General features: G+C 51.7%; 25 protein-coding genes and 1 other annotated feature. Of the genes, 11 read left to right on the top strand and 14 right to left on the bottom strand.

Annotation, left to right across the window (positions count from 1 at the left end; all coding sequences use genetic code 11):
- Positions 1–241: 241 nt before the first annotated feature.
- From pdeR to osmB, 4 genes are all read left to right on the top strand, one after another.
- On the top strand, positions 242–2,233 hold the full coding sequence (gene pdeR, locus JSN25_RS16910) for a cyclic di-GMP phosphodiesterase (RefSeq protein ID WP_204525166.1): 1,992 nt from the start codon (positions 242–244) through the stop codon (positions 2,231–2,233).
- A 182-nt stretch (positions 2,234–2,415) separates the two neighbouring features.
- Positions 2,416–2,598: a YciZ family protein gene (locus JSN25_RS16915; protein WP_042308514.1), complete on the top strand. Its 183-nt coding sequence runs from the start codon at positions 2,416–2,418 to the stop codon at positions 2,596–2,598.
- 81 nt (positions 2,599–2,679) lie between these two features.
- On the top strand, positions 2,680–3,432 hold the full coding sequence (gene yciT, locus JSN25_RS16920) for a DNA-binding transcriptional regulator YciT (RefSeq protein ID WP_085048103.1): 753 nt from the start codon (positions 2,680–2,682) through the stop codon (positions 3,430–3,432).
- A 268-nt stretch (positions 3,433–3,700) separates the two neighbouring features.
- Positions 3,701–3,919: an osmotically-inducible lipoprotein OsmB gene (gene osmB / locus JSN25_RS16925; RefSeq protein WP_038640946.1), complete on the top strand. Its 219-nt coding sequence runs from the start codon at positions 3,701–3,703 to the stop codon at positions 3,917–3,919.
- Between the two features lie 88 nt (positions 3,920–4,007).
- On the opposite strand, the gene yciH is transcribed toward osmB, so the two are convergent.
- The 5 genes from yciH to pgpB all read right to left on the bottom strand — a co-directional run bounded on the left by yciH (position 4,008) and on the right by pgpB (position 7,661).
- Entirely contained in the window at positions 4,008–4,334 is a 327-nt protein-coding gene (gene yciH / locus JSN25_RS16930; RefSeq protein ID WP_204525167.1) for a stress response translation initiation inhibitor YciH, read from the bottom strand.
- Positions 4,335–5,072: an orotidine-5'-phosphate decarboxylase gene (gene pyrF, locus JSN25_RS16935; protein ID WP_110497944.1), complete on the bottom strand. Its 738-nt coding sequence runs from the start codon at positions 5,070–5,072 to the stop codon at positions 4,335–4,337. It lies immediately after the preceding gene.
- 190 nt (positions 5,073–5,262) lie between these two features.
- The gene (gene lapB, locus JSN25_RS16940; RefSeq protein WP_038640951.1) at positions 5,263–6,432 is read right to left on the bottom strand and encodes a lipopolysaccharide assembly protein LapB; all 1,170 of its coding nucleotides are present in this window, start codon (positions 6,430–6,432) and stop codon (positions 5,263–5,265) included.
- A 6-nt stretch (positions 6,433–6,438) separates the two neighbouring features.
- A complete protein-coding gene (locus JSN25_RS16945) occupies positions 6,439–6,747 on the bottom strand; it encodes a LapA family protein (protein ID WP_038640953.1) in 309 nt (102 codons plus the stop codon).
- A 149-nt stretch (positions 6,748–6,896) separates the two neighbouring features.
- The gene (gene pgpB / locus JSN25_RS16950) at positions 6,897–7,661 is read right to left on the bottom strand and encodes a phosphatidylglycerophosphatase B (protein ID WP_038640956.1); all 765 of its coding nucleotides are present in this window, start codon (positions 7,659–7,661) and stop codon (positions 6,897–6,899) included.
- Between the two features lie 201 nt (positions 7,662–7,862).
- Here pgpB and ribA point away from each other — a divergent pair, with 201 nt between their 5' ends.
- Positions 7,863–8,453, top strand: coding sequence for a GTP cyclohydrolase II (gene ribA / locus JSN25_RS16955; RefSeq protein WP_038640958.1), 591 nt, complete (start codon positions 7,863–7,865; stop codon positions 8,451–8,453).
- Between the two features lie 52 nt (positions 8,454–8,505).
- Here ribA and acnA read toward each other — a convergent pair whose 3' ends face one another.
- The 5 genes from acnA to topA all read right to left on the bottom strand — a co-directional run bounded on the left by acnA (position 8,506) and on the right by topA (position 15,895).
- A complete protein-coding gene (acnA, locus tag JSN25_RS16960) occupies positions 8,506–11,181 on the bottom strand; it encodes an aconitate hydratase AcnA (RefSeq protein WP_204525168.1) in 2,676 nt (891 codons plus the stop codon).
- 307 nt (positions 11,182–11,488) lie between these two features.
- Complete coding sequence (locus JSN25_RS16965; RefSeq protein WP_199952020.1) at positions 11,489–11,656, bottom strand: hypothetical protein; 168 nt, start codon at positions 11,654–11,656, stop codon at positions 11,489–11,491.
- A gap of 3 nt (positions 11,657–11,659) precedes the next feature.
- Positions 11,660–11,821 (bottom strand): YmiA family putative membrane protein, encoded by a 162-nt coding sequence (locus JSN25_RS16970; RefSeq protein ID WP_165353571.1) that lies wholly within the window; start codon positions 11,819–11,821, stop codon positions 11,660–11,662.
- Between the two features lie 293 nt (positions 11,822–12,114).
- Positions 12,115–13,089, bottom strand: a complete 975-nt coding sequence (cysB, locus tag JSN25_RS16975) for an HTH-type transcriptional regulator CysB (protein ID WP_042308079.1) — start codon at positions 13,087–13,089, stop codon at positions 12,115–12,117.
- A gap of 208 nt (positions 13,090–13,297) precedes the next feature.
- The gene (gene topA, locus JSN25_RS16980; RefSeq protein WP_137347850.1) at positions 13,298–15,895 is read right to left on the bottom strand and encodes a type I DNA topoisomerase; all 2,598 of its coding nucleotides are present in this window, start codon (positions 15,893–15,895) and stop codon (positions 13,298–13,300) included.
- A gap of 398 nt (positions 15,896–16,293) precedes the next feature.
- Here topA and JSN25_RS16985 point away from each other — a divergent pair, with 398 nt between their 5' ends.
- Positions 16,294–16,545, top strand: a complete 252-nt coding sequence (locus tag JSN25_RS16985) for a YciN family protein (RefSeq protein ID WP_003020616.1) — start codon at positions 16,294–16,296, stop codon at positions 16,543–16,545.
- Positions 16,546–16,653: 108 nt separating this feature from the next.
- Here JSN25_RS16985 and sohB read toward each other — a convergent pair whose 3' ends face one another.
- Positions 16,654–17,700 carry a protease SohB gene (gene sohB / locus JSN25_RS16990; protein WP_069324978.1) on the bottom strand — a complete coding sequence of 349 codons (1,047 nt, stop codon included), beginning with the start codon at positions 17,698–17,700 and terminating at the stop codon, positions 16,654–16,656.
- 222 nt (positions 17,701–17,922) lie between these two features.
- Between sohB and JSN25_RS16995 the strand changes: the two genes are divergently transcribed.
- Both JSN25_RS16995 and cobO read left to right on the top strand, forming a co-directional pair.
- Positions 17,923–18,684 carry a YciK family oxidoreductase gene (locus tag JSN25_RS16995; RefSeq protein WP_038640968.1) on the top strand — a complete coding sequence of 254 codons (762 nt, stop codon included), beginning with the start codon at positions 17,923–17,925 and terminating at the stop codon, positions 18,682–18,684.
- Positions 18,681–19,271 carry a cob(I)yrinic acid a,c-diamide adenosyltransferase gene (gene cobO, locus JSN25_RS17000; RefSeq protein ID WP_204525169.1) on the top strand — a complete coding sequence of 197 codons (591 nt, stop codon included), beginning with the start codon at positions 18,681–18,683 and terminating at the stop codon, positions 19,269–19,271. The genes JSN25_RS16995 and cobO overlap by 4 nt, the downstream gene beginning before the upstream one ends.
- A gap of 83 nt (positions 19,272–19,354) precedes the next feature.
- Here cobO and rluB read toward each other — a convergent pair whose 3' ends face one another.
- The 3 genes from rluB to rnm all read right to left on the bottom strand — a co-directional run bounded on the left by rluB (position 19,355) and on the right by rnm (position 21,826).
- Complete coding sequence (gene rluB, locus JSN25_RS17005) at positions 19,355–20,230, bottom strand: 23S rRNA pseudouridine(2605) synthase RluB (protein WP_038640972.1); 876 nt, start codon at positions 20,228–20,230, stop codon at positions 19,355–19,357.
- A gap of 100 nt (positions 20,231–20,330) precedes the next feature.
- Positions 20,331–20,951: an L-threonylcarbamoyladenylate synthase gene (locus JSN25_RS17010; protein ID WP_042308069.1), complete on the bottom strand. Its 621-nt coding sequence runs from the start codon at positions 20,949–20,951 to the stop codon at positions 20,331–20,333.
- The gene (rnm, locus tag JSN25_RS17015; RefSeq protein WP_069324976.1) at positions 20,948–21,826 is read right to left on the bottom strand and encodes an RNase RNM; all 879 of its coding nucleotides are present in this window, start codon (positions 21,824–21,826) and stop codon (positions 20,948–20,950) included. The genes JSN25_RS17010 and rnm overlap by 4 nt, the downstream gene beginning before the upstream one ends.
- Before the next feature lie 135 nt (positions 21,827–21,961).
- On the opposite strand from rnm, the gene trpL reads away from it, so the two are divergent.
- The 3 genes from trpL (at position 21,962) to trpD (ending at position 25,258) form a co-directional block, all read left to right on the top strand.
- Positions 21,962–22,006 (top strand): trp operon leader peptide, encoded by a 45-nt coding sequence (gene trpL / locus JSN25_RS17020; protein ID WP_012905981.1) that lies wholly within the window; start codon positions 21,962–21,964, stop codon positions 22,004–22,006.
- Positions 21,983–22,077, top strand: a sequence feature (Trp leader region). Its footprint overlaps the gene before it by 24 nt.
- A 23-nt stretch (positions 22,078–22,100) precedes the next feature.
- Positions 22,101–23,663: an anthranilate synthase component 1 gene (locus JSN25_RS17025; RefSeq protein WP_085048097.1), complete on the top strand. Its 1,563-nt coding sequence runs from the start codon at positions 22,101–22,103 to the stop codon at positions 23,661–23,663.
- Positions 23,663–25,258 (top strand): bifunctional anthranilate synthase glutamate amidotransferase component TrpG/anthranilate phosphoribosyltransferase TrpD, encoded by a 1,596-nt coding sequence (gene trpD / locus JSN25_RS17030; protein WP_038640980.1) that lies wholly within the window; start codon positions 23,663–23,665, stop codon positions 25,256–25,258. Before JSN25_RS17025 ends, trpD begins: the two co-directional genes overlap by 1 nt.

Genomic DNA, 25,258 nt, shown 5'->3' on the forward strand with positions numbered 1-25,258 from the left:
TCTCTTTCTGTGAAAGGTCGTTTTCTTTTCCCTCCCAAATCTCCACCACGCACTACACTTCTTTCATCCGGTCTAATTTATTTTTTACTATTTTCAGTTCCGCTAGCTTTGCTTTTTTTAGATTCTGCATTACATATAAATACATAAATAAAACAATACGTTCAGCCATAGTCACCCTGTATGAATCATGGCTAACTATACTTTTGAGGCTCTATGCGCTTTAAACGGGATAGTACACATCATGAAAGACGTCCGGGAGCGGGTTACGTTGTATAGCTATGTGGGCACTCATAACCCCTACTGGCGTTTGTCAGAGGATTGCAACATCCTGCATTTCTCTATCGACGAAGCGTCAGCAGTCGATCAGACCATCGAATTGTCAGCTGAGCAAGCCGACCGCATTCGCGAAATGACGGTGATTACATCGAGCCTGTTGATGACGCTTCCCATTGAAGATGACGACATTCCCGTGCATCTGGTCGGCAGGAAAATCAATAAGCGCGAATGGGCGGGAAGCGCATCCGCCTGGGATGACACCCCTTCCGTCGCGCGCGACCTGGCTCACGGCCTCTCTTTCGCTGAGCAGGTCGTTTCTGAAGCTAACTCCGTCATTGTCATTCTTGACCGTATGGGCAACATTCAACGTTTTAATCGCCTGTGCGAAGAGTACACCGGTCTCAAAGAGCGCGAAGTGATTGGCCAAAGCGTTTTCACGCTGTTTATGAGCCGTCGCGAGGCCGCAGCCTCACGGCGCAACATTGAGGTGTTTTTTCGCGAAGGTAACTCTTATGAGGTCGAACGTTGGGTAAAAACCTGCAAAGGCCAGCGTCTGTTTCTGTTCCGCAATAAGTTTGTGCATAACGGTAGCGGCAAGAACGAAATATTTCTGATCTGTTCCGGTACCGATATTACTGAAGAGCGCCGCGCGCAGGAACGTCTACGGGTATTGGCCAATACCGACTCCATCACTGGTTTACCGAACCGCAACGCAATTCACGAGCTGATCAGCAACGCCATTGAAAACGCGGGCGATACACAGGTTGGGATTGTCTATCTCGATTTGGATAACTTTAAAAAGGTGAACGACGCCTACGGTCATATGTTTGGCGATCAGTTGTTACAAAGCGTGTCGCTGGCTATCCTCAGTTGCATCGACGACAACCAGCTACTGGCCAGGTTTGGCGGTGATGAATTCATTGTCCTTGCCACCGAAACGTCCCAGGGCGCGCTGGAGGCTACGGCATCGCGTATCCTGACGCGCCTGCGTCAACCTTTTCGCATTGGACTGATAGAAGTCTATACCGGATGTTCAATCGGTATTTCTCTCGCGCCACAGCATGGACAGGACGGCGAGAGCGTCATCCGTAACGCGGATACGGCCATGTACACAGCAAAAGAAGGCGGTCGTGGTCAGTTTTGCGTCTTCTCACCGGAAATGAATCAACGAGTTTTTGAATATTTGTGGTTGGATACCAATCTGCGTAAGGCGCTGGAAAACGATCAACTGGTTATCCACTATCAGCCAAAAATAACCTGGCGCGGAGAAGTTCGTAGTCTGGAGGCTCTGGTTCGTTGGCAGTCCCCGGAACGTGGTCTCATACCGCCATTGGAGTTTATCTCCTACGCCGAAGAATCAGGGCTCATCGTTCCGCTCGGTCGATGGGTTATTCTGGACGTCGTGCGCCAGGTGGCAAAATGGCGTGCCAAGGGGATAAATCTACGCGTGGCGGTAAACGTGTCTGCGCGCCAGCTCGCCGACCAGACGCTATTTACCGCTCTCAAGCAGGTGCTTCACGATCTCAACTTTGAATACTGCCCGATCGATGTTGAATTAACGGAAAGCAGTTTGATTGAAAATGAGCAGTTGGCGCTATCCGTTATTCAGCAATTTAGCCAGTTGGGGGCACAAATCCATTTGGATGATTTTGGCACCGGTTATTCGTCGCTATCTCAACTGGCCCGCTTCCCGCTTGATGCGATAAAACTGGATCAAACCTTTGTCAGAGATGTGCACAAGCAACCTATTTCACAGTCGCTGGTGCGGGCCATTGTCGCGGTCGCGCAAGCGCTCAACCTGCAGGTCATCGCCGAAGGCGTTGAAAGTGCAAAAGAGGATGCGTTTTTGACCAAGAACGGCGTCAATGAGCGTCAGGGATTTTTATTCGCCAAGCCGATGCCTGCAGCTGCGTTTGAACGATGGTATCGACGACACCTGAATAAAAAAACGCGATAATGCAGAAAGATTCCTCGGAGAAAATAGCCATAAATGGACAATACGTGATGATTCTATCTGTATGTAATCACAGAATATATAATATTCTTCAATCATTCAGGTTAATACTATTTTTCCCTTCTCTTTTGCCATGAAATTCTGCATCATGAAATTCAAACTCTATTGCCCTTTGGATGATGACCATGTCTGATATCGACGCTCAGCGTCTGGCCGAACGCATTGATACCGTGTTGGATATCCTCGTTGCAGGTGATTACCACTCAGCCATCCACAATCTCGAAATTCTGAAGGCTGAACTGTTAAACACGGTCAAAGAAGATACTCAATCTTTGTCAACTAAACAGAAAGCTCCGTGGGAGATCTGATGACATCGCTCTCTTGATGTTACTGCTATCAGCAGACTTCCGTTTATTTTCCGATACGATATTGCTATAAAAATTAATACTATGAATTCCCGACAACAATCCATTTTGCAGATGGTGACCGATAAAGGTCAGATGAGCGTCGCCGATCTGGCAAAAATCACCGGCGTTTCAGAAGTGACGATTCGACAGGATCTGAATACGCTGGAAAAACAGAGTTATTTACGCCGTGCGCACGGATTTGCTGTTTCATTGAACAGCGATGATGTGGAAACACGCATGATGACCAATTTCACGCTAAAACGTGAGCTGGCCGAATTCGCTGCATCACTGGTCAGCCCCGGCGAGTCTGTATTCATTGAGAATGGCAGCAGCAATGCGCTCCTGGCAAGAACCCTGGCGGAGCAAAAAGATGTCACTATCATTACGGTGAGCAGCTACATCGCTCACCTGCTCAAAGAAACACCCTGTGAAGTGATTCTCCTCGGCGGGATTTATCAGAAGAAAAGTGAGAGCATGGTCGGCCCCCTGACTCGCCAGTTTATCCAGCAGGTACACTTCAGTAAGGCCTTCATCGGCATTGATGGCTGGCAGGCAGAAACCGGCTTCACCGGACGCGATATGATGCGTTCTGATGTGGTTAATGCGGTACTGGAAAAAGGCGCAGAGGTTATTGTGCTTACCGACAGCTCAAAATTTGACGCCATTCATCCTTATACCCTGGGGCCTTTAGCACGATTCAGTCGCGTCGTGACGGACTCTAAGCTCAGCGCCAGCGTACAAATGCAGCTTGAACATTCAGGATTAACCGTCAATATCATTGATACCAACGCATAATGGCTGCGCAAGATGATTTGTCGGCAGGCAAATCATCTCCTCTCTGAGAGTTATCTGACAACCCAATTAAGACTTTTTACCTGTTGTTAACAGGATAAACTCGTAGAATTAATATTAGCGATATAACAGGAGCGAACATCCAACTGCAGGATATTGGTTGTCATGCCTTCGCTAAACGGTTTCACGGAAATATCTTTGATAGTCGCGATTTAACGCTATCCTTAAAGAACACTGGATTCCGTGAATCAATAATTCAGGAGAAAGTATTATGTTAGTAACGAGCAAAAAAATGACCGCAGCCATTCTGGCGCTTACTCTGGCAATGTCTCTGAGCGCCTGCTCTAACTGGTCCAAACGCGATCGCAATACCGCTATCGGTGCCGGTGCGGGTGCAGTAGGTGGTGCAGTCCTGACCGATGGCAGCGCGCTGGGTACGCTGGGTGGTGCTGCTGTTGGTGGTATTATTGGCCATCAGGTAGGTAAATAATTTACGGTTGACCGGCTCGATATAATTAAACGTTTACTTTTTCAGCTCTGTATTTAAAAAGCCACGGATTATCTCCGTGGCTTTTTTATTAACCGCCAGCCAGTTTGACTTTCATGCCTTTGGCCTCCAGCAATAATTTTATCAGGTCACGTTTATCGCCCTGAATTTCAATCACGCCATCTTTTACCGCCCCACCGCAACCACATTTTTTCTTCAGTTCCGCGGCTAATTTAGCCAGTTCCGCATCATCCTGATCAATACCGGTGATCAGGCACACGCCCTTGCCTTTACGACCGCTGGTCTGGCGTTGAATGCGGACAATACCATCACCCTTTGGACGTTCAGGGGCGACCTTCGGTTCATCAATGCGTCCGGAGTCGGTTGAATAGACCAGGCGAGAGTTTGAATCGCTCATTTACACACCTCGTTTCAGAGAGGCATTGATCATCTTCAGCGTCTGCGCCGGGTCGGCAGACTGCGTGACCGGACGACCAATCACCATGTAATCCACACCGGCTAACTGCGCCTGCTCTGGCGTCATAATACGACGCTGATCGCCCGCCTCGCTGCCTTCAGGACGAATACCCGGGGTCACTAACTTAAATGCCTGTCCAAACGCCTGTTTGAAACGTACCGCTTCCTGGGCAGAGCATACGACTCCGTCCAGCCCGCAATGTTGGGTTAAACGCGCCAGTCTTTCAGCATGCTCCGCAGGTGACAACGTCACACCGAGATCGGCCAGATCGCTGGCTTCCATGCTGGTCAGCACCGTCACAGCAATCAGCAATGGCGCATCGTTACCAAAAGGCACCAGGGCCTCACGGGCTGCCGTCATCATGCGCGCCCCGCCAGAGGCGTGTACGTTAACCATCCACACGCCAAGGTCGGCAGCCGCAGCTACGGCATGTGCAGTTGTATTGGGAATATCATGAAATTTCAAATCCAGAAAGACGTCAAAACCGCGCTGTTGTAGTTCGCGAACCAACTGAGGTCCAAAAAGCGTGAACATCTCTTTGCCCACTTTCAAACGGCAATCACGAGGATCAATTCTGTCGACAAAAGCTAATGCTTTATCACGATTTGCGTAATCAAGAGCGACAACGACAGGAGAATCAGTAACAGCACGAGAAGAAGATGAAGCAGTAAACGTCATGACCAGACCTTCCTGAGGATGGGCGCCACCGGTGGCGCAAAATGGGTAAACGGCGTGCATTCTACCTGCGGCAATAGAAAATTAACAGGCGCGATTACATTTCTGCCAGGCGAACCGGCTGTGGAGGTTGATGATGGGACGATTACACCCTATAAGGATGTTGTAACTAAGTTGAAGCTTTTTTAAAAAATTACAGCCCATCAAGCCCACGAATAGGTTTAATGGTTGACCATGAACGGCAGGATGGACAATGCCAGTACAGCGTATAAGCGGTAAACCCGCATTTTTGACAGCGATAGCGCGGCTTACTACGTACCTGCTCCCCGACCATATCGCGCAGCACCATCAGGCTCTCTTTGGCGCGCCCTTCTTCTGCTTCGTTAAGATGATAATCCATCAGCTTGTGGAATACACGCATCGTAGGATGGCGTTGCAGCTGACGAGTAATATAAACCTGAGCGGTATCAGTTCCCTCACGCGCCTCAAGGATATCTGCAAGCATCAGTTCAGCGGCGGCACCGGTATTTTCCTCAACCGCACGGCGTAAAAACTCTGCCCACTCATCGTTTTTGCCCAGATGCTGGTAGCAGCTTTGCAGCATTTCCAGCGTTTCACTGACCAGCTCTTTATCCTGAGAAATCACCCGTTGCAGACTTTCAACCGCCCTGGAGTAATCGCCGTTCAGCATATATACGCGCCCCATCATAATGGAAACGCGGGCGCTGTTTTTGTCTGCTGCCGCCCCTTTTTTCAACAGCGTCATGGCACGGTCCATATCGTCGTTGCCCATTTGCTGTAACGCCAGTTCGCAATAGAAATGCGCTATCTCAATGCGTTGTTTGTCTTTGCCAAGCTTTACCAGACGCTCTGCAACGTCAATGGCTTTTTGCCATTCGCTGGTTGCCTGATAAATTTGCAGCAACTGTTGTAATGCCCCAACGCGAAAATCTGTTTCATCAGTAAGCTGATTGAACATGTCTTCCGCACGGTCATACAGGCCTGCGGCCATGTAGTCGCGGCCCAGTTGTTGCACTGCCAGCAAGCGCTGTTCGTATGTCAGCGAGGCACTTTCCATAAGCGTTTGGTGGATGCGGATTGCACGATCGACTTCACCGCGCGAACGGAACAGGTTTCCGAGGGTGAGATGAGCCTCAACGGTGCCCGTGTCCTCTTTCAGCATATCAAGGAACAGATCCACCGCTTTATCTTGTTGGTTGCTCAGGAGGAAGTTAACCCCGGCGACATAGTCACGGGAAAGTCGGTTGGCTTCATCCTGCTTTGTTTGTTGCGCACTTCTGCGACCCATATACCACCCATAGGCAGCGGCTACAGGTAAAAGCAGAAACAACAACTCCAACATAAATAATTATTCCTTTACAACCGACGAATCGGCGGGTACCGCAACGTCGGTCGCAGGCGCAAGCTGGTTTTCCAGTCGTTTGATTTTACGTTCGGCGCGCGCAAGAGACACTCGAACCTTCAGCCAGAAAAGGCCGCAAATTAGCCAACCAATCGCAAAACCTGCGGCAAACAATACAGCAAGCAGCGTAGAGATACGATACTCACCCTGAGCCAGCAGGTAATTAAACGTAACCTGTTGATCGTTTTGCGCACCTAATGTCACCGAAATAACAAAAATCGCCAACACCAGTAAGAAAATGAGTAAATATTTCACATTACTTCCCGTTATGTGGTTTAAGCGAATAAATCGTGTCCAACTTACCGCGTTGAGCCCTTTAAATTACCATTTTCACACCGAGTGCGAAATGGAAAAGCGCTTTATGCCTTCTGATTTAAGGGCAAAATTCGAAAAATCAATCATAGCTAACTTTCTTGCTCACGCTGCGCGATTTCTTTTGTCTCCTGCACTGGCGGTGTTAAGGGTCCGCATATCCGCTGCGCAAGCCAGGTTGCCAGGGTCACCAACAGCCAGGAAATCAGCGTTGCGACCACCAAATCACGGGGCCAGTGCATTCCCAGCAGCAAGCGGCTCCCCATCACACCCGTCGCCCAGATGAGTAAGAATGCTATAGTCAGCGTACGTCTGCGCGGCCACAGCAATCCTACCGCCAGCAAAGCCCAACTGGCAGCAAACATTGTATGCCCGGAGGGAAAAGCAAATCCTGTTTCTTTTTGCCAGTGCTTACGTAGAAACGTTGGCACGTCCCGCTGTTCGGCTAATTGTTCTTTGACTAAGTTCCCGCGATCTTTACGTTTTAAAGTGTAGAACTCATCCACCGGAATATGGTGCGTTTTTTCCAGCCATACAACAAATGGCCGCGGTTCCTGCACCTTATCCTTAACCCATGACTTCACGCCCTGCCCAACTAAAATCGCCACCGCCAGGATCGCAAACAGCATTACCGCCGCTTTCAGACGAAAACGCAGACACCATAAAAACCATGCACAGAGCGCTACGTGAGTGATAATCCCCCATGGCTGTGTCACCGTTTCCGTTACCCAGAACAGGGATTTTAACCACCAGACATTATGCCCAGGTTGCCAGTTCCAACCTGATACCCATACAGCAACCGGCATGATAAGCAGCAGTCCGGCGCCGACTGCGGTGCGCTTTGCAATTGAAAGCATTGCCTCTCCTTTCGTTGATAAGTCTCACAATCATAACTGAAAAATGCGCACGCCGGGAAAATTGACAATTTTGTGCCATTCCAAAAGCGAATCCGTTGTCGCAATTAGGTGAACATCGCTGGCTTATGGCAAAATAGTGCAATACAGAACAGAAGCCAACAGGCGACGGCACGACAGTGCCAGCATAATCTGGAGAATTACATGCAGCTTAAACGTGTGGCAGAAGCCAAACTGCCAACCCCCTGGGGTGATTTCCTGATGGTGGGATTTGAAGAACTGGCAACCGGACACGATCATGTCGCACTGATTTTTGGCGATATTACAGGCCAAACGCCTGTCCTGGCGCGTGTCCACTCTGAGTGTCTGACTGGCGATGCGCTGTTTAGCCTGCGTTGCGATTGCGGTTTCCAGCTCGAAGCAGCCCTGTCGCATATTGCCGAAGAAGGGCGTGGCATTCTGCTCTATCATCGTCAGGAAGGGCGCAACATTGGACTGTTAAATAAAATCCGCGCCTATGCGCTGCAGGACCAGGGTTATGATACCGTTGAAGCCAATCATCAGTTAGGCTTTGCAGCAGACGAGCGTGATTTCACACTGTGTGCGGACATGTTCAAACTGCTGGGAGTTGACGAGGTACGTTTGTTGACCAATAACCCGAAGAAAGTGGAAATTCTGACCGAGGCGGGTATCAATATCGTTGAACGCGTGCCGTTAATTGTGGGTCGTAACCCGAATAATGAACATTATCTGGATACCAAAGCCGCGAAAATGGGTCATTTGTTAAATAAATAATTTCCATTTACCCGGTACAGAAAAAAGCCTGCTCACGCAGGCTTTTTACATGTCAGTTCAACATATTACGAATGACGTAGTGCAGAATGCCGTCGTTCTGGTAATACGTTAACTCCGTCGCGGTATCGATGCGGCAACGGCATAAAATCACCTCTTTACGCCCATCCGCACGGGTCAAACTTACCGGAACTGTCGCCCCCGGTTTAATGTTTTGCAGATCCGTAATATCAATCGCTTCCTCACCGGTTAATCCCAGTGTTTTACGCGTAACGCCCTGTGGGAATTCAAGCGGTAAAATCCCCATACCGATCAGGTTAGAACGGTGAATTCGCTCAAAGGACTCAGCAATCACCACGCGCACACCCAGCAAGCGTGGGCCTTTCGCAGCCCAGTCACGACTGGAGCCAGAACCATATTCCTTACCGGCAATGACCGCCAGCGGAACATTCTCCTGTTGGTATTGCATGGCCGCATCATAGATAGCTACCACTTCCGTCCCCGGTAAATGCCGCGTCATTCCGCCTTCCACGCCAGGCACCATCTCATTGCGGATACGTATATTGGCAAAAGTACCGCGCATCATCACTTCATGGTTTCCGCGGCGGGAACCGTAGGAGTTAAAGTCTTTGCGCTCAACGCCGTGGCTTTGTAGATACCGACCGGCCGGGCTATCCGCTTTAATACTACCGGCAGGAGAAATGTGATCGGTGGTCACCGAGTCGCCTAACATCGCCAAAATGCGTGCGCCATGAATGTCCTGTACCGGATCCGGCGTAGCCTGCATACCATCAAAGAACGGCGACAAACGGATATAGGTCGAGTCAGACTGCCAGCCATAGGTGTCAGCCCGATCAACTTGAATCGCTTTCCATTCCGGCGTGCCTTCAAAAACTTCGGCATACTCTTTATGGAACATCGCTGTAGAGACCTGCTCAACGGCCCGGGCGATTTCCTGGGCAGTTGGCCAGATATCTTTCAGGTAAACGGGATCGCCTTTTCTGTCATGACCTAACGGGTCTTTCGTCAGGTTAATATTCATATTCCCCGCCAGCGCGTAAGCGACTACCAGCGGCGGTGACGCCAACCAGTTCGTCTTGACGAGCGGATGGATGCGGCCTTCAAAATTACGGTTGCCAGAAAGCACTGCGCCGACCGTGAGGTCGCCTTTTTTGATAGCCGTCTCAATAGGATCGGGCAACGGTCCGGAATTACCTATACAGGTGGTACAGCCATAACCCACGAGGTTAAAGCCCAACTCGTCAAGATACGGTGTGAACCCGGCCTGCGCCAGATAGTCAGAAACGACTTTAGAGCCAGGCGCCAGCGAGGCTTTAACCCAGGGTTGACGTTTCAGACCGAGCGTAACCGCTTTCTTCGCCAGCAGCCCCGCCGCCATCAATACGCTTGGGTTAGAGGTGTTGGTACAGGAGGTGATCGCCGCAATCACCACCGCGCCATCCGGCAACAGGTATTGATGCCCGTTCATTGTATAATCCACTGGCTGACGATCTTTTAGCGAGCTATTCACCTCAAGCTCGTTACTCGCCGAGAACGCTTTCGGGACATCTGCGAGTGCCACTCGATCCTGTGGACGCTTCGGTCCGGCAAGGCTCGCTTCCACACTGCCCATATCCAGCTCCAGCGAACTGGTAAATACAGGTTCATCGCCTGGGTTACGCCACATCCCCTGCGCTTTAGCATAAGCGCCGACCAGGTCGACCTGCTCCTCACTGCGTCCGCTCAGGCGCATATATTCAAGCGTGATGTCATCAATCGGGAAGAAACCACAGGTTGCGCCATATTCCGGCGACATGTTCGCAATGGTTGCCCGATCGGCCAGCGGTAAGGTATCCAGGCCATCACCATAGAATTCAACAAATTTCCCAACCACACCATGCTTACGCAGCATTTGGGTGACGGTCAGCACCAGATCGGTCGCGGTGATACCTTCCCGCAGTTTACCTACCAGCTTGAAGCCCACCACGTCAGGGATAAGCATAGAGACCGGCTGGCCCAGCATCGCGGCTTCGGCTTCAATGCCGCCGACGCCCCAGCCCAGCACACCGAGACCATTTATCATCGTAGTATGGGAGTCGGTACCGACCAGCGTATCCGGATAAGCCACCCATTCACCGTTTTGTAATTCGCTCCAGACGGCTTTACCCAAATACTCAAGGTTAACCTGGTGGCAAATCCCCGTTCCCGGCGGCACAACGCTGAAGCGACTGAATGCTTGCTGTCCCCATTTCAGGAACACATAGCGCTCATGGTTACGTTCCATTTCCAGACGGACGTTCTCTTCGAAAGCGTCATCATCACCGAAACGATCCACCGTTACGGAGTGGTCAATGACAAGATCCACTGGCGAAAGCGGATTCACTTTTGCCGTATCCCCGCCCAAACGTTTTACCGCTTCGCGCATAGCGGCCAGATCGACCACTGCGGGTACGCCAGTAAAGTCCTGCATCAAAACGCGAGCGGGTCGATAGGCAATCTCACGGTCGGCATGCGCGGTTTTCAGCCAACGCGCCAGTGCATGAATATCGTCTTCGGTAACGGTATTTCCGTCCTGCCAGCGAAGCAGGTTCTCCAGCAAAACTTTTAGCGATTTGGGCAGGCGGGTGATATCACCCAGTGTTTGTGCGGCCAGAGGCAAGCTGTAGTAACGGTAGGTTTTATCATTAACCTGCAATGTGTCCATACTGGCTTCGCGTAGGGTCGACGACATAGCTCCTCCTTAAATGACAGGGTTAGATCCCCTGATTTTCTTCAGGGTTAGTATTAAAGATAACACAAACAAAATGTAACGCTTTGATAACAACTCAAATTGATAAAAGTGTAAACATCGGAAGAGCGGAGTGCGGTGTGAAATACGCGGGGAAGATTCGAGAGCGGAAGTTGATAGTGTTAATGTGTAGCAGGCATGTTGGTAGTCGATAATATGCTGATTAGAGTGGACATCGCGATTGTACGTAATAAGTCATACGAGATATCAGACAGAGGACGATTAATAATGACGATAAAATTCGTATTAATTACTGTTTCTGTTCATCATCAGTAAACAGATCAATAAACGCGCGTTGTTCAGGGGAAAGCGTCCAGGAGGTGGGGATTTCCGGCCCATTCTCTGCGCCGGTATTGCTATCTGTTTCATTTTCATGAGGAGCTGGCGTCACGGTGGTGTGTTGTTCCGGTGCGGACATGACCTACCCCCACACTTGCCAGGCCACGAGCGCGACGACAATCCAGAACACTGCGGAGCCGAGAAAAACAGCAAACCAGGCTTTACGTTTCATCACGGGATCCCTGCGTGCTGGCTGGTTTCCTGAAGGCATCGCTAACCTCATACTATCGAAATCACTTATCATTTAGGTACCAAACAATCGGTACAATTAATCATCAGATAGGAGGAATCCTAATAAAAAAGGCAAAAAAAAGCCAGTTAATTTTCAGACTCGTCCTGATAAATAAATCGATTGTTTGATCGGTTATCAATATTTGAAAGGAATTTTTGGCAAGCTGGCTAATTTGAAACTACTTTAGAGATCCTTTTCCATAAACTATATATGGTTAATTTATTCACTGTAAATTATCGATTAATTCAGCGTCTCCCGTCGGTATCGCTTTATGCAGAAGGATACCGACGAGGTAACAGCCGGTATTATTTCTCAGGCAATTTAATATCTTTAAACATGGCTTCTATATCATCGTTAGAACGCAACGCTACCGCAGTATCCACCACATCTCGCGTCAGATGCGGCGCGAAACGTTGAATAAAATCATACATGTAACTGCGTAAAAACGTGCTGCGACGAAAACCAATTTTGGTGGTGCTATGACTGAAGATATCGTGCGCGTCAACACGTACAAGATCAGGGTCGGAGACGGGATCAACCGCCATGCTGGCAATCACCCCCACCCCAAGCCCCAGACGCACATAGGTTTTAATGACATCGGCGTCGGTCGCGGTAAATACTATACGCGGTTCCAGACCCGCACGGTTAAACGCGGTATCCAGTTCCGAACGCCCGGTAAAACCGAAGGTGTAGGTGACCAGCGGATACTGCGCTAACTCTTCAATAGAAACGGACGCTTTTCCCGCCAGCGGATGATCCGGCGTCACGACGATCGAGCGGTTCCAGTGATAGCAAGGCAGCATCACCAAATCGTCATACAGATGCAGGGCTTCTGTCGCAATGGCAAAGTCTGCATTCCCTTTCGATACCGCTTCGGCGATTTGCGTCGGCGATCCCTGGTGCATGTGCAAAGAGACGCGAGGGTAACGCTCAATAAAACCTTTAATCACGTTTGGCAGTGCGTAACGTGCTTGCGTGTGGGTCGTCGCGATGTATAACGAGCCTTTGTCCGGCCAGGTATGTTCGCCGGCCACCGACTTAATGGCATCCACCTTCGACAGAACCTCACGCGCAATACGGATGACTTCCTGCCCCGCTGGCGTAACCTGCGTCAGGTGCTTGCCGCTACGGGCAAAAATCTGGATGCCAAGTTCATCTTCAAGCATACGAACTTGCTTACTGATGCCTGGCTGGGAGGTATAAAGCCCTTCCGCCGTTGAGGAGACATTAAGGTTGTGGTTCACCACCTCAACAATGTAGCGAAGCTGCTGTAATTTCATGTCAAGCCATCCCGATTTATGCCATCAGATCATCGTTTCAGAGCAGGCTCGTTAGCGCTGCTAATACGATTTAATAATAAAAAACGTGTTAACTATAACCACTATATCATTTCTATGTAAGCTGTATAGGCATGACAAAAAATAATACGCCAGAAACGAAAAGGGCCGCTTACGCGACCCTTTAAGGAAGAATTCAGGCGGAATGCCGTTATTTCTTCCCTTCTACCCATTTACCGTCAACAAAGAACGCTGACCAACCGGTCGCCTTACCGTCTTTCTCAGCGGCAACGTATTGCTGCTTGGTTTTACGGCTGAAACGAACCATGGACTTGTTGCCATCCGGGTCAGTCTGCGGCGCGTCTGCCAGATAGCGCAGTTTTTCCGGCAGACGATCGCGGAAGCGGTACAGCTCTTCCACTAACGGCGCGCGGGTCTCACGTGATTTCGGGAACGTATTTGCCGCCAGGAAGATACCTGCCGCGCCATCACGTAACACAAAATACGCGTCAGATTTTTCACACGGCAGTTCCGGCAGCGGAACCGGATCTTCTTTCGGCGGAGCGACTTCACCGTTACGCAGGATCTTACGAGTGTTTTTGCACTCGTCGTTGGTACACGCCATGTACTTACCGAAACGCCCCATTTTCAGGTGCATTTCAGAACCACATTTTTCGCACTCAACGATAGGACCGTCATAACCCTTGATGCGGAATTCACCCTCTTCGATCTCGTAGCCGTCACAGGTCGGGTTATTACCACATACATGCAGCTTACGCTTAGGATCGATAAGGTAGCTGTCCATCGCCGTACCGCACTTCTTGCAGCGACGTTTGGCGCGCAGAGCGTTCGTTTCCGCGTCGTCGCCTTCCAGCACGTTCAGCACTTCGTTTTCCGGCACCAAGTTAATGGTGGTTTTGCAACGCTCTTTCGGCGACAGCGCATAGCCGGAACAGCCGAGGAAAACGCCGGTGCTGGCGGTACGAATACCCATCTTGCGTCCGCAGGTCGGGCAATCAATACTGGTCAGCACCATCTGGTTCGGACGCATACCGCCCTCTTCAGGATCTTTTTCGGCTTTATCCAGTTGCTGAGTAAAATCGGTGAAGAAGTTGTCGAGTACGCCTTTCCATTCGGCTTCGTGATTCGCCACCTGGTCGAGGCTGTCTTCCATCTGCGCGGTAAAATCGTAGTTCATCAATTCGCGGAAGTTTTCTTCCAGACGATCGGTGACGATTTCACCCATTTTTTCTGCATAGAAGCGACGGTTCTCAACACGAACATAGCCGCGATCCTGAATCGTGGAAATAATCGACGCATACGTTGATGGACGACCAATACCCCGCTTTTCAAGCTCTTTAACCAGCGAGGCTTCACTGAAACGTGCAGGCGGTTTGGTAAAGTGTTGCGCTGGCGTCAGTTCGACAAGCGTCAACGTATCGCCTTTATCCACGGCCGGTAAGATGCGATCTTCATCGCCCTTACGCAATGCAGGCATCACTTTGGTCCAGCCATCGAAACGCAGAATACGACCACGCGCTTTCAGGCGGAAATCACCCGCGCCCACGGTTAAGGTGGTGGAGTCGTATTTCGCCGGCGTCATCTGACAGGCAACAAACTGACGCCAGATCAGCTGGTACAGTTTTTGCGCATCAGCTTCCATGTCTTTCAGCGATTCCGCCTGTACGGCGACATCGGAAGGACGGATAGCTTCGTGCGCTTCCTGAGAGTTCTCTTTGCTGGCGTACTGGTTCGCGCTCTCCGGCAGATATTTTTTGCCAAAATTATCGCTGATGTACTCGCGAACCATGTTCACCGCATCCTGGCTCAGGTTGGTTGAGTCAGTACGCATATAGGTGATGTAGCCCGCTTCATACAAGCGCTGCGCCATCATCATGGTTTTCTTCACGCCAAAGCCCAGTCGCGTGCTCGCAGCCTGCTGTAGCGTGGAGGTAATAAACGGCGCGCCCGGCTTGCTGCTGGTCGGTTTATCTTCACGTTCCAGGACGCTATAGCGCGCTTTTTCCAACAGGCTGACAGCGGCAAGCGTTTGTTCCCGATTGACCGGGCGGAACGGTTTATCATTCTGGTGCGTCACCTCAAGCGGCAACGCATCGCCTCCAGGCGTGGTCGTGTCAGCACCAATTTCCCAGAACTCTTCTGGAACAAATGCTTTGATTTCGCGTTCGCGCTCAACCACCAGACGCACGGCAACCGACTGTACGCGGCCTGCTGACAAACCACGCGCAATTTTTTTCCACAGCAGCGGCGACACCATATAGCCCACCACGCGGTCCATAAAGCGGCGCGCCTGTTGCGCGTTAACCCGGTCGATGTTCAGTTCGCCCGGTTTTTCAAACGCCTGACGAATAGCGTTTTTAGTAATTTCGTTAAACACCACACGGCTGTAGCGTGCGTCATCGCCGCCGATCACTTCCCGCAGGTGCCATGCAATGGCTTCCCCTTCGCGGTCAAGGTCGGTTGCGAGATAGATGTGGTCGGCTTTTTCAGCCAGTTGCTTCAGTTCAGAAACAACTTTCTCTTTACCAGGCAGCACTTCATAGCGCGCATCCCAGTTGTGCCACGGGTCAACACCCATGCGGTTGACGAGAGCGCCACGTTCATCCTTTTTGGGCTTTTTAGCCGTTTTGGTGGAGGTTGAGTCGGCGCTCTTTTTAGTTGCTGAGCCACTGGTCGGCAAATCACGGATATGACCAACGCTGGATTTCACCACGTAGTCATTACCCAGATACTTGTTGATCGTTTTGGCTTTTGCCGGGGACTCAACGATGACAAGAGCTTTACCCATATTCACCTTTACCTAATTTGATTCTTCCAGAATGCGTCGCACGTTGATTCACCTTCCACTGGCGACGAGACATTGATATGGTCTCTGCGTCGGCGGATATCAACCCCTTAAACTTTTTCGCGCTTGTAATGTAACTCTCATGTAACTGAGTTAACAGGCTTTTTTGCTCACAAACGCTATAGCACGACGAAGTATTGGTCGAATGTCAAGCAAATCTGTTGCCAGATTGACGAAAGCGTCACACTGTACCTGATAAAATGCGTTACGCAACTTTATTAGCATGCAAAAACAAATCCCGCCAGTTGCAACCCCGACGTAAGACCTTCATTTATGTCAGGGAATATTTGCCCATAAGCCGGGCTCGGCGTAGACTAATGTCCTTGTTTAAGGAGTAAATAATGCATAAAGACACGCAACCTATCGATCGCGAAACGCTGCTGATTGAAGCCAACAAAATCATTCGTGAGCATGAGGACACGCTGGCGGGGATTGTCGCCACCGGCGTTACGCAGCGAAATGGCGTGCTGGTTTTCAGCGGAGATTACTTTTTAGACGAACAAGGGCTTCCGACGCCCAAGAGTACGGCGGTGTTTAATATGTTTAAGCACCTGGCGCACGTACTTTCTGAAAAGTATCACTTGATCGATTAATACAAGAAATGATTTGCCGGATGGCGGCTCCGCCTTATCCGGCCCGGGATGTTACGATCCTCAAGGCCGGATAAGATGCTTTAGCATCACCATCCGGCAATGACTATTTTACATCAGCGGTTTTTGTCCTCGCTGCCACCAGCGCAGTAGCAAACGATCGGCGCTCTCGGCCGCACTCCCGGTAAAGCGATCCATCAGTTTTTTGCGCTGCATATAGCGAACGCTTAACACTTCGCGACCTTCCATTAGCCCGAGAATCACTTCGTCGCTGGTATTGATTTCATCCACCAGCCCGTTTGCCAGCGCCTGTTGCCCAAACCAGTGTTCCCCGGTGGCCACCTGTTCAATGTCCAGAGTCGGACGCATGCGCTGCACAAAATCTTTAAACAGGTGATGGGTTTCATTCAGATCTTCGCGGAATTTTTGCCGCCCTTCTTCCGTGTTTTCACCCAGCAGCGTCAGCGTACGCTTATACTGCCCGGCGGTGTGCAGTTCGATATCAATATCCTTCCCCTTCAGAAAGCGGTTAAAGTTCGGGATCTGCGCCACGACGCCAATAGAGCCGACAATAGCAAACGGCGCTGAGACAATTTTATCGGCTACGCAGGCCATCATATATCCACCGCTCGCGGCGACTTTATCCACCGTTACGGTCAACGGAATCTGCTTATCGCGCAAACGCTGTAACTGCGACGCAGCCAGACCATAACCATGGACCACACCGCCCGGGCTTTCCAGGCGAACCACCACTTGATCCTGCGGTTTAACGACCGCCAACACCGCCGTCACTTCCTCACGTAACGCGCTGACCTCATGGGCGTCCATGCTGCCTTTAAAATCCAGCACCCATACACGTGGTTTATCAGATGATGTACTGTCTCCCAGCTTCGCTTTTGCCTTGGCTGCCTTTGCTTCCAGTTTCTGTTTCTTTTTCTGCGCCTTATGCCAGAATTTTTGCTGATGCCCGTCCAGTAGCGCCAGCGACAGATCATCCTTCATCTCTTTATATTGCTCGCTGAGGTTAATAACCCGCAGCTCCCCGCGCTGACGCTTGCGTTGTGTCGCGTTCACAATCAGCATCACAACTACCGCAATAGCCACCACGACAGTGACAATTTTTGCCAAAAACAGCCCATATTCAGACAACAATTCCACGAGACCCACCTTGGTTAAACAACGCTATTTCCGCTCAGTGTACAACAGGCTGCTTAACCCGTCTTGCTTCATCCATCCTGGCGCAGAATCAGCAAAAAGCATGACAAAGCGTTCATTTTGCGGTGTTATTGCCTTTGGCTGATTGAAAAAGAACAGGGTTTAAGGCATAAAGCCGAAACGTTATCGCGAACGAGAAGGCCAGAGCGTTGCCGAGGAGTAGCCGTGCATTACCAACCTAAACAAGACCTTTTACAGGACCGCATTATTCTGATTACCGGTGCCAGTGATGGTATCGGACGTGAAGCCGCACAGACCTATGCGCGATACGGCGCGACCGTGATTCTGCTCGGGCGTAACGAAGAAAAACTGCGCCAGGTTGCCCGCACTATTGCCGATGAAAACGGTACGCAGCCACACTGGTTCACGTTGGATCTGCTCACTTGTACGTCTGAAGAATGCCACCAGCTTGCACAGCGCATTGCCGCACATTTTCCACGTCTGGATGGTGTTCTCCATAATGCCGGATTACTGGGTGATATTTGTCCGATGAGCGAACAAAATCCGCAGGTCTGGCAAGATGTCATGCAGGTAAATGTGAATGCCACCTTTATGCTGACCCAGGCATTGCTGCCGCTATTGCTGAAATCCGATGCCGGATCGCTGGTCTTTACCTCTTCCAGCGTTGGTCGCCAGGGACGCGCCAATTGGGGAGCGTATGCCACTTCCAAATTCGCTACCGAAGGCATGATGCAGGTTCTGGCAGATGAATATCAGAACCGTCACCTGCGCGTAAACTGTATCAATCCAGGCGGTACGCGTACCGGCATGCGAGCCAGCGCATTTCCAACTGAAGATCCGCAAAAACTGAAAACTCCCGCCGATATTATGCCGCTCTATCTGTGGCTGATGGGCGATGACAGCCGCCGTAAAACCGGTATGACTTTCGATGCCCAACCGGGCCGTAAACCAGGAATAGCTCAATGAGTGAAGAACGCTACCAGCAACGCCAGCAGCGCGTTAAAGAGCGGGTTGATGCCCGCGTTGCCGCTGCAAATGATGAGCGCGGGATCATTATCGTGTTCACCGGAAACGGTAAGGGTAAAACCACCGCAGCGTTCGGGACCGCCACGCGTGCGGTGGGCCATGGTAAAAAAGTCGGCGTGGTGCAATTTATTAAAGGTACCTGGCCAAACGGTGAACGAAACTTACTCGAACCCCATGGCGTAGAGTTTCAGGTTATGGCGACAGGATTTACCTGGGACACGCAAAACCGCGAGTCGGATACCGCAGCCTGTATGGCCGTATGGGAACATGGAAAGCGAATGCTGGCTGACGCTCAACTGGATATGGTTATCCTGGACGAACTGACCTATATGGTGGCGTACGACTATCTGCCGCTTGAAGAGGTTATCAATGCCTTAAATGCGCGCCCAGCCCATCAAACGGTGATCATCACCGGTCGGGGATGTCATCGCGATATTCTTGAGTTAGCAGATACGGTCAGCGAGCTGCGCCCGGTTAAGCACGCGTTTGAAGCGGGCGTGAAAGCTCAGATGGGAATTGATTACTGACAGCAGGCCGGATAAGGCGCTTGCGCCGCATCCGGCTCCACGCTAACGCCTGATGGCGCTTTGCTTATCAGGCCTGGTCATGATTAACCGTTGTTGCTGCGACCGCCCGGACGACGGCTGCTGCCGACCTGTGAGTGGCGCTTCACCGCACGACGGATCTGATTTGCTTTCATCCGACGACGATCTTTCTCGACGGCAACTTTAGAAGTCGTTTCCGGCTTCAGCTCCACCAGTTCACGCAAATAGTTGGTCTGCGCAAGATCAAGCTCCGTCCAGCCGCCACGCGGCAGCCCTTTCGGCAGCGGGATATCGCCGTAACGGACACGGATAAGACGGCTTACCTGCACGCCTACAGCTTCCCACAGGCGACGTACTTCACGGTTACGCCCTTCGGTCAGCGTGACGTTGTACCACTGGTTGATCCCTTCACCACCGCTGAACTTGATTGTTTTAAACGCCGCCGGACCATCTTCCAGCTGTACACCACGACTCAGATCGCGCAGTTTCGCGTCATCAACCTGACCAAACACACGCACCGCATATTCACGCTCAACTTCACGGCTTGGATGCATCAGACGGTTTGCCAGTTCACCGTCGGTAGTGAACAACAGTAAACCGCAGGTATTCACATCCAGACGCCCCACGGCAATCCAGCGCGCATCGCGCAGTTTTGGCAGACGATCAAACACGGTCGGACGACCTTCCGGATCGTTACGGGTACACAGTTCACCTTCTGGTTTGTAATAGGCCAGAACGCGACAGATTTGTTCCGCAGACTCTTTAACCGAAATCAGATGACCGTCGATACGGATTTTCAGACCCGGCGTCACTTCAACGCGATCGCCGAGCGTGGCAATTTTACCATCAACGCTCACACGGCCCGCGGCAATAATGGTTTCAATTTCACGGCGAGAACCGTGGCCGGCGCGCGCCAGCACTTTTTGTAACTTTTCGCTCATAGAGCTTCCTTTAAATGTCGCCTTCACAGGCGTCGAACAGGAGAATCAACGGCGCCAGTCAGCGCCATTTTAAGGCCGCGTAGTATAGCGGTTCACGCCCTTATAAGAAAGGTTTAACGTCGCCGACGCCTTCACGCAAGACCACCGGAGAATCGTCAGTTAAATCGATGACCGTGGTCGGCTGCTGGCCGAGATAGCCGCCGTGGATAATCAACTCCACCTGCTTCTCCAGACGATCCTTAATCTCTTCCGGGTCAGATTCGGTAAATTCACTGCCCGGCAGCATCAGTGACGTGGAAAGCATCGGTTCGCCCAGCGCTTCCAGCAGCGCCAGCGCAATCGGATTCGACGGCACACGCAGGCCGATGGTTTTACGTTTTTCCTGCAACAATCGGCGTGGCACTTCTTTCGTCCCTTTCAGGATAAAGGTGTAGTTGCCCGGCGTGTTATTTTTAATCAAACGAAAAGCCACGTTATCGACAAACGAATAGGTCGACAGTTCGGACAGGTCACGGCACATCAGCGTAAAGTTGTGTCCGTCCGGCAGGTGGCGAATGCGACAAATGCGCTCCATTGCGCCTTTATCTTCAATTTTGCAGCCCAACGCATAGCCGGAATCGGTTGGATAGACAATCACCCCGCCCTTACGCACGATTTCAACGGCCTGATTGATCAGCCGCTGCTGCGGGTTTTCGGGATGAATATAAAAAAACTGGCTCATACTTTCCTCTCTGTAATCTCAGGCTGTTCCCAAAGTTGCCAGACGCCTTCTACGCCTGCGGGCAACCAGAGTTTACGACCCAGTTCAATCCACGGGCAGGGCTGATGAAAATCAGATCCTTGCGATGCCCACAATTGATGCTGGCGCGCAAGCGTCGCCAGATGGGTGCGTTCATTGGGAGACTGTTGGCACTGCGCCACTTCCATCGCGTCACCGCGGTGTTCAGCGAAGTATGCAACCAGTCTTTTCAGCCACTTAGCGCTAAGATCGTACCGCCCCGGATGAGCCAGAACTGCCTTACCGCCAGAATGATGAATGACATCAATAGCTTGTTCTATTGTACACCACTGCGGCGGAACGTAACCGGTTTTCCCACGGGCAAGGTATTTTTTAAAAACATCTGCAATAGTCGTGGCTTTTCCGCATTCCACCAGAAAACGCGCAAAATGTCCCCGCGTGACCGCCCCGCCATCTGCCAGACGCAACGCGCCTTCCCATGCGCCGGGAATATGCGCTTTGTCGAGTCGTTCAGCAATCAGGCGCGCGCGCTGCTGACGGCGCTCCGTTTGTTGCGCCAAAAACTCGCACATCAATGGATGAGAAATATCTATATTCAGACCTACAATATGGATCTCATGATTTTCCCACACCGTTGAAATCTCGACGCCCGAGATCAGATTTAACGCTAAACCCGAACGTGAAATTTCTTCTCTTGCCGCCGCAATACCGCCCGTGGTGTCATGATCGGTGATCGCCAGTGTGCCGACTCGCATCTCTACCGCACGGTGTACTAAGGCTTCAGGGGTTAATCGCCCATCGGAGGCTGTAGTATGACTGTGCAGGTCATAAATCACTGCGTAATTCGTGTCGCTCAAGGCGGCTCCCATTTCAATAAATGTCGTAACACGCCCATCATAGCGGTTTCGACAAATTTACTGAAATCAGGTGTTGACTTTACTCCATCGAACTAGTTAACTAGTACGCAAGTTCACATGAAGAAGGTATCTGAGATGAAAGCAACATTTGTTCTGCACGGTTGGTGGCGCACTTCCTGATTTCGGGCAGTGTCTTACGTCTGCAATATGCAACCAGATACCCGGCCCGCCAACTGAGCGGGCTTTTTTTTGAACAAAATTAATGAGAACAACGATGCAAACACCAAAACCGACACTCGAACTGCTTACCTGCGATGCCGCCTACCGTGAGAATCCGACGGCGCTGTTTCATCAGGTATGTGGCGCTCGTCCAGCGACACTGCTGCTTGAATCTGCAGATATCAACAGCAAAGATGATCTGAAGAGCCTGTTGCTGGTCGACAGCGCGTTACGCATCACCGCCCTGGGTGACACTGTCACTATTAAGGCGCTCTCCGCGAACGGCGCATCGCTGCTGCCCCTGCTGGATGCAGCGCTGCCTGCTGGCGTTGAAAACGAACAACAGCCGAACATACGCCATTTGAAATTTCCCAATGTAAGCCCGTTGCTGGATGAAGACGCCCGCTTATGTTCCCTTTCCGTATTTGATGCTTTCCGTTTATTGCAGGAACTGGTCAACGTCCCTGCGCAAGAACGTGAAGCGATGTTCTTCGGCGGTCTGTTTTCCTATGACCTGGTCGCCGGTTTTGAAGATTTACCTCAGCTTGAAGCAGGTAACCGTTGCCCGGACTACTGCTTCTATCTGGCTGAAACGCTGATGGTCATCGATCACCAAAAGAAAAGTACCCGCATTCAGGCCAGCGTATTTACCCCCAGCGATGGCGAAAAACAGCGTCTGAACGCTCGTCTGGCGCAACTGAGCCAGCAGCTTACCGAGCCTGCGCCGCCACTGCCCGTGACAGAAATTCCGCAGATGCGCTGCGAATGTAACCAGAGCGATGAAGAATTTGGCGCTGTGGTGCGCGGGATGCAAAAAGCCATTCGCGCAGGCGAGATTTTCCAGGTGGTTCCGTCCCGCCGTTTCTCATTGCCCTGCCCGTCACCGCTGGCGGCCTACTATGTGCTGAAGAAAAGTAATCCCAGCCCGTATATGTTTTTCATGCAGGACAACGATTTCACGCTGTTCGGCGCCTCCCCGGAAAGCTCGCTGAAATATGATGCCACCAGCCGGCAGATTGAGATCTACCCGATTGCCGGGACGCGTCCGCGCGGTCGCCGTGCGGATGGCTCGCTGGACCGCGATCTCGACAGCCGTATCGAGCTGGAGATGCGTACCGATCATAAAGAGCTTTCCGAGCACCTGATGCTGGTTGACCTTGCGCGTAACGACCTGGCGCGCATCTGCACGCCGGGCAGCCGCTACGTTGCTGACCTGACCAAAGTGGATCGCTACTCCTTCGTGATGCACCTGGTTTCCCGCGTGGTCGGCGAACTGCGTAGTGATCTGGATGTGCTGCATGCGTACCGCGCCTGTATGAATATGGGCACGCTAAGCGGCGCGCCGAAAGTTCGCGCCATGCAGCTTATCGCCGAGGCAGAAGGTCGTCGCCGTGGCAGCTATGGCGGCGCGGTAGGCTACTTTACCGCCCATGGCGATCTGGATACCTGTATTGTGATTCGTTCCGCACTCGTGGAAGACGGTATTGCCACCGTACAAGCCGGTGCCGGGATTGTTCTGGATTCTGTACCGCAGTCTGAAGCCGATGAAACCCGTAATAAAGCGCGTGCGGTTTTACGTGCTATCGCCACCGCGCACCACGCACAGGAGACCTTCTAATGGCTGACATTCTGCTGCTCGATAACATCGACTCATTTACCTATAACCTGGCGGATCAGCTGCGTACTAATGGTCACAACGTGGTGATTTACCGCAACCATATTCCGGCCCAGACGTTAATTGACCGCTTAGCAACCATGAAAAACCCGGTGCTGATGCTCTCTCCGGGACCCGGTGCGCCAAGCGAAGCGGGCTGCATGCCGGAGCTGTTAACCCGCCTGCGCGGTAAGCTGCCGATTATCGGTATTTGTCTGGGGCATCAGGCGATTGTTGAAGCCTACGGCGGCTATGTCGGTCAGGCCGGAGAGATCCTGCACGGTAAAGCATCCAGTATTGAACATGACGGTCAGGCAATGTTCAGCGGTCTGGCAAATCCATTGCCGGTAGCGCGTTACCACTCGCTTGTTGGCAGCAACGTTCCAGCCGGTTTGACCATCAACGCCCACTTTAACGGCATGGTGATGGCGGTCCGTCACGATACCGACCGCGTGTGTGGCTTCCAGTTCCATCCGGAATCGATCCTCACCACCCAGGGCGCGCTTCTGCTGGAGCAAACGCTGGCATGGGCGCAACAGAAACTCGAACAGACCAATACGCTGCAACCTATTCTGGAGAAACTGTATCAGGCTCAGACGCTGTCCCAACAGGAAAGCCACCAACTGTTCTCGGCCGTAGTACGCGGTGAACTGAAGCCGGAACAACTCGCTGCGGCCCTGGTGAGCATGAAAATTCGTGGCGAACACCCGCATGAAATTGCCGGCGCGGCAACCGCACTGCTGGAAAACGCCGCCCCGTTCCCGCGTCCTGATTATCTGTTTGCCGATATTGTCGGTACCGGCGGCGACGGCAGCAACAGTATCAATATCTCCACGGCCAGCGCCTTTGTTGCGGCGGCCTGTGGACTAAAAGTGGCGAAGCACGGCAACCGCAGCGTCTCCAGTAAATCGGGTTCTTCGGATCTGTTGGCGGCATTTGGCATTAATCTGGACATGAACGCCGATAAATCCCGTCAGGCGCTTGACGATCTCGGCGTGTGCTTCCTGTTTGCACCGAAATACCACACCGGTTTTCGCCACGCCATGCCGGTACGCCAACAGTTAAAAACCCGCACGCTGTTTAATGTACTCGGTCCGTTGATTAACCCGGCGCATCCGCCGCTGGCGCTGATCGGCGTTTACAGCCCGGAACTGGTGCTGCCGATTGCCGAAACGCTGCGCGTATTGGGGTATCAACGTGCCGCGGTCGTACACAGCGGCGGCATGGATGAAGTTTCGCTGCATGCGCCGACTATTGTGGCAGAGCTGCATGATGGCGAAATCAAGAGTTATCAACTGACGGCGGAAGACTTTGGCCTGACGCCGTACCATCAGGAACAGCTGGCGGGCGGTACGCCGGAAGAAAACCGTGACATTCTTAGTCGCTTGTTACAAGGTAAAGGTGAAGCCGCTCACGAAGCAGCCGTTGCCGCGAATGTCGCCATGTTAATGCGCCTGCACGGTGAAGAAGATTTAAAAACTAATGCGCAAACCGTGATTAATGTGCTGCGTAGCGGCGCGGCCTACGACCGTGTTACTGCGCTGGCAGCAAGAGGGTAA

The sequence above is a fragment of the Citrobacter cronae genome, assembly GCF_016893685.1.
Taxonomy (GTDB): Bacteria; Pseudomonadota; Gammaproteobacteria; order Enterobacterales; family Enterobacteriaceae; genus Citrobacter; species Citrobacter werkmanii.

Excerpts from the sequence above, each read along its gene's own strand:
- JSN25_RS16915 (WP_042308514.1), top strand. The coding sequence starts at position 2,416 with ATGTCTGATATCGACGCTCAGCGTCTGGCCGAACGCATTGATACCGTG.
- lapB (WP_038640951.1), bottom strand. The coding sequence starts at position 6,432 with ATGTTGGAGTTGTTGTTTCTGCTTTTACCTGTAGCCGCTGCCTATGGG.
- cysB (WP_042308079.1), bottom strand. The coding sequence starts at position 13,089 with ATGAAATTACAGCAGCTTCGCTACATTGTTGAGGTGGTGAACCACAAC.
- yciH (WP_204525167.1), bottom strand. The coding sequence starts at position 4,334 with ATGAGCGATTCAAACTCTCGCCTGGTCTATTCAACCGACTCCGGACGC.
- cobO (WP_204525169.1), top strand. The coding sequence starts at position 18,681 with ATGAGTGAAGAACGCTACCAGCAACGCCAGCAGCGCGTTAAAGAGCGG.
- JSN25_RS16985 (WP_003020616.1), top strand. The coding sequence starts at position 16,294 with ATGCATAAAGACACGCAACCTATCGATCGCGAAACGCTGCTGATTGAA.
- osmB (WP_038640946.1), top strand. The coding sequence starts at position 3,701 with ATGTTAGTAACGAGCAAAAAAATGACCGCAGCCATTCTGGCGCTTACT.
- ribA (WP_038640958.1), top strand. The coding sequence starts at position 7,863 with ATGCAGCTTAAACGTGTGGCAGAAGCCAAACTGCCAACCCCCTGGGGT.
- JSN25_RS16965 (WP_199952020.1), bottom strand. The coding sequence starts at position 11,656 with ATGTCCGCACCGGAACAACACACCACCGTGACGCCAGCTCCTCATGAA.
- acnA (WP_204525168.1), bottom strand. The coding sequence starts at position 11,181 with ATGTCGTCGACCCTACGCGAAGCCAGTATGGACACATTGCAGGTTAAT.
- JSN25_RS17010 (WP_042308069.1), bottom strand. The coding sequence starts at position 20,951 with ATGAGCCAGTTTTTTTATATTCATCCCGAAAACCCGCAGCAGCGGCTG.
- JSN25_RS16970 (WP_165353571.1), bottom strand. The coding sequence starts at position 11,821 with ATGATAAGTGATTTCGATAGTATGAGGTTAGCGATGCCTTCAGGAAAC.
- pyrF (WP_110497944.1), bottom strand. The coding sequence starts at position 5,072 with ATGACGTTTACTGCTTCATCTTCTTCTCGTGCTGTTACTGATTCTCCT.
- topA (WP_137347850.1), bottom strand. The coding sequence starts at position 15,895 with ATGGGTAAAGCTCTTGTCATCGTTGAGTCCCCGGCAAAAGCCAAAACG.
- pdeR (WP_204525166.1), top strand. The coding sequence starts at position 242 with ATGAAAGACGTCCGGGAGCGGGTTACGTTGTATAGCTATGTGGGCACT.
- pgpB (WP_038640956.1), bottom strand. The coding sequence starts at position 7,661 with ATGCTTTCAATTGCAAAGCGCACCGCAGTCGGCGCCGGACTGCTGCTT.
- trpD (WP_038640980.1), top strand. The coding sequence starts at position 23,663 with ATGGCTGACATTCTGCTGCTCGATAACATCGACTCATTTACCTATAAC.
- rluB (WP_038640972.1), bottom strand. The coding sequence starts at position 20,230 with ATGAGCGAAAAGTTACAAAAAGTGCTGGCGCGCGCCGGCCACGGTTCT.
- JSN25_RS17025 (WP_085048097.1), top strand. The coding sequence starts at position 22,101 with ATGCAAACACCAAAACCGACACTCGAACTGCTTACCTGCGATGCCGCC.
- yciT (WP_085048103.1), top strand. The coding sequence starts at position 2,680 with ATGAATTCCCGACAACAATCCATTTTGCAGATGGTGACCGATAAAGGT.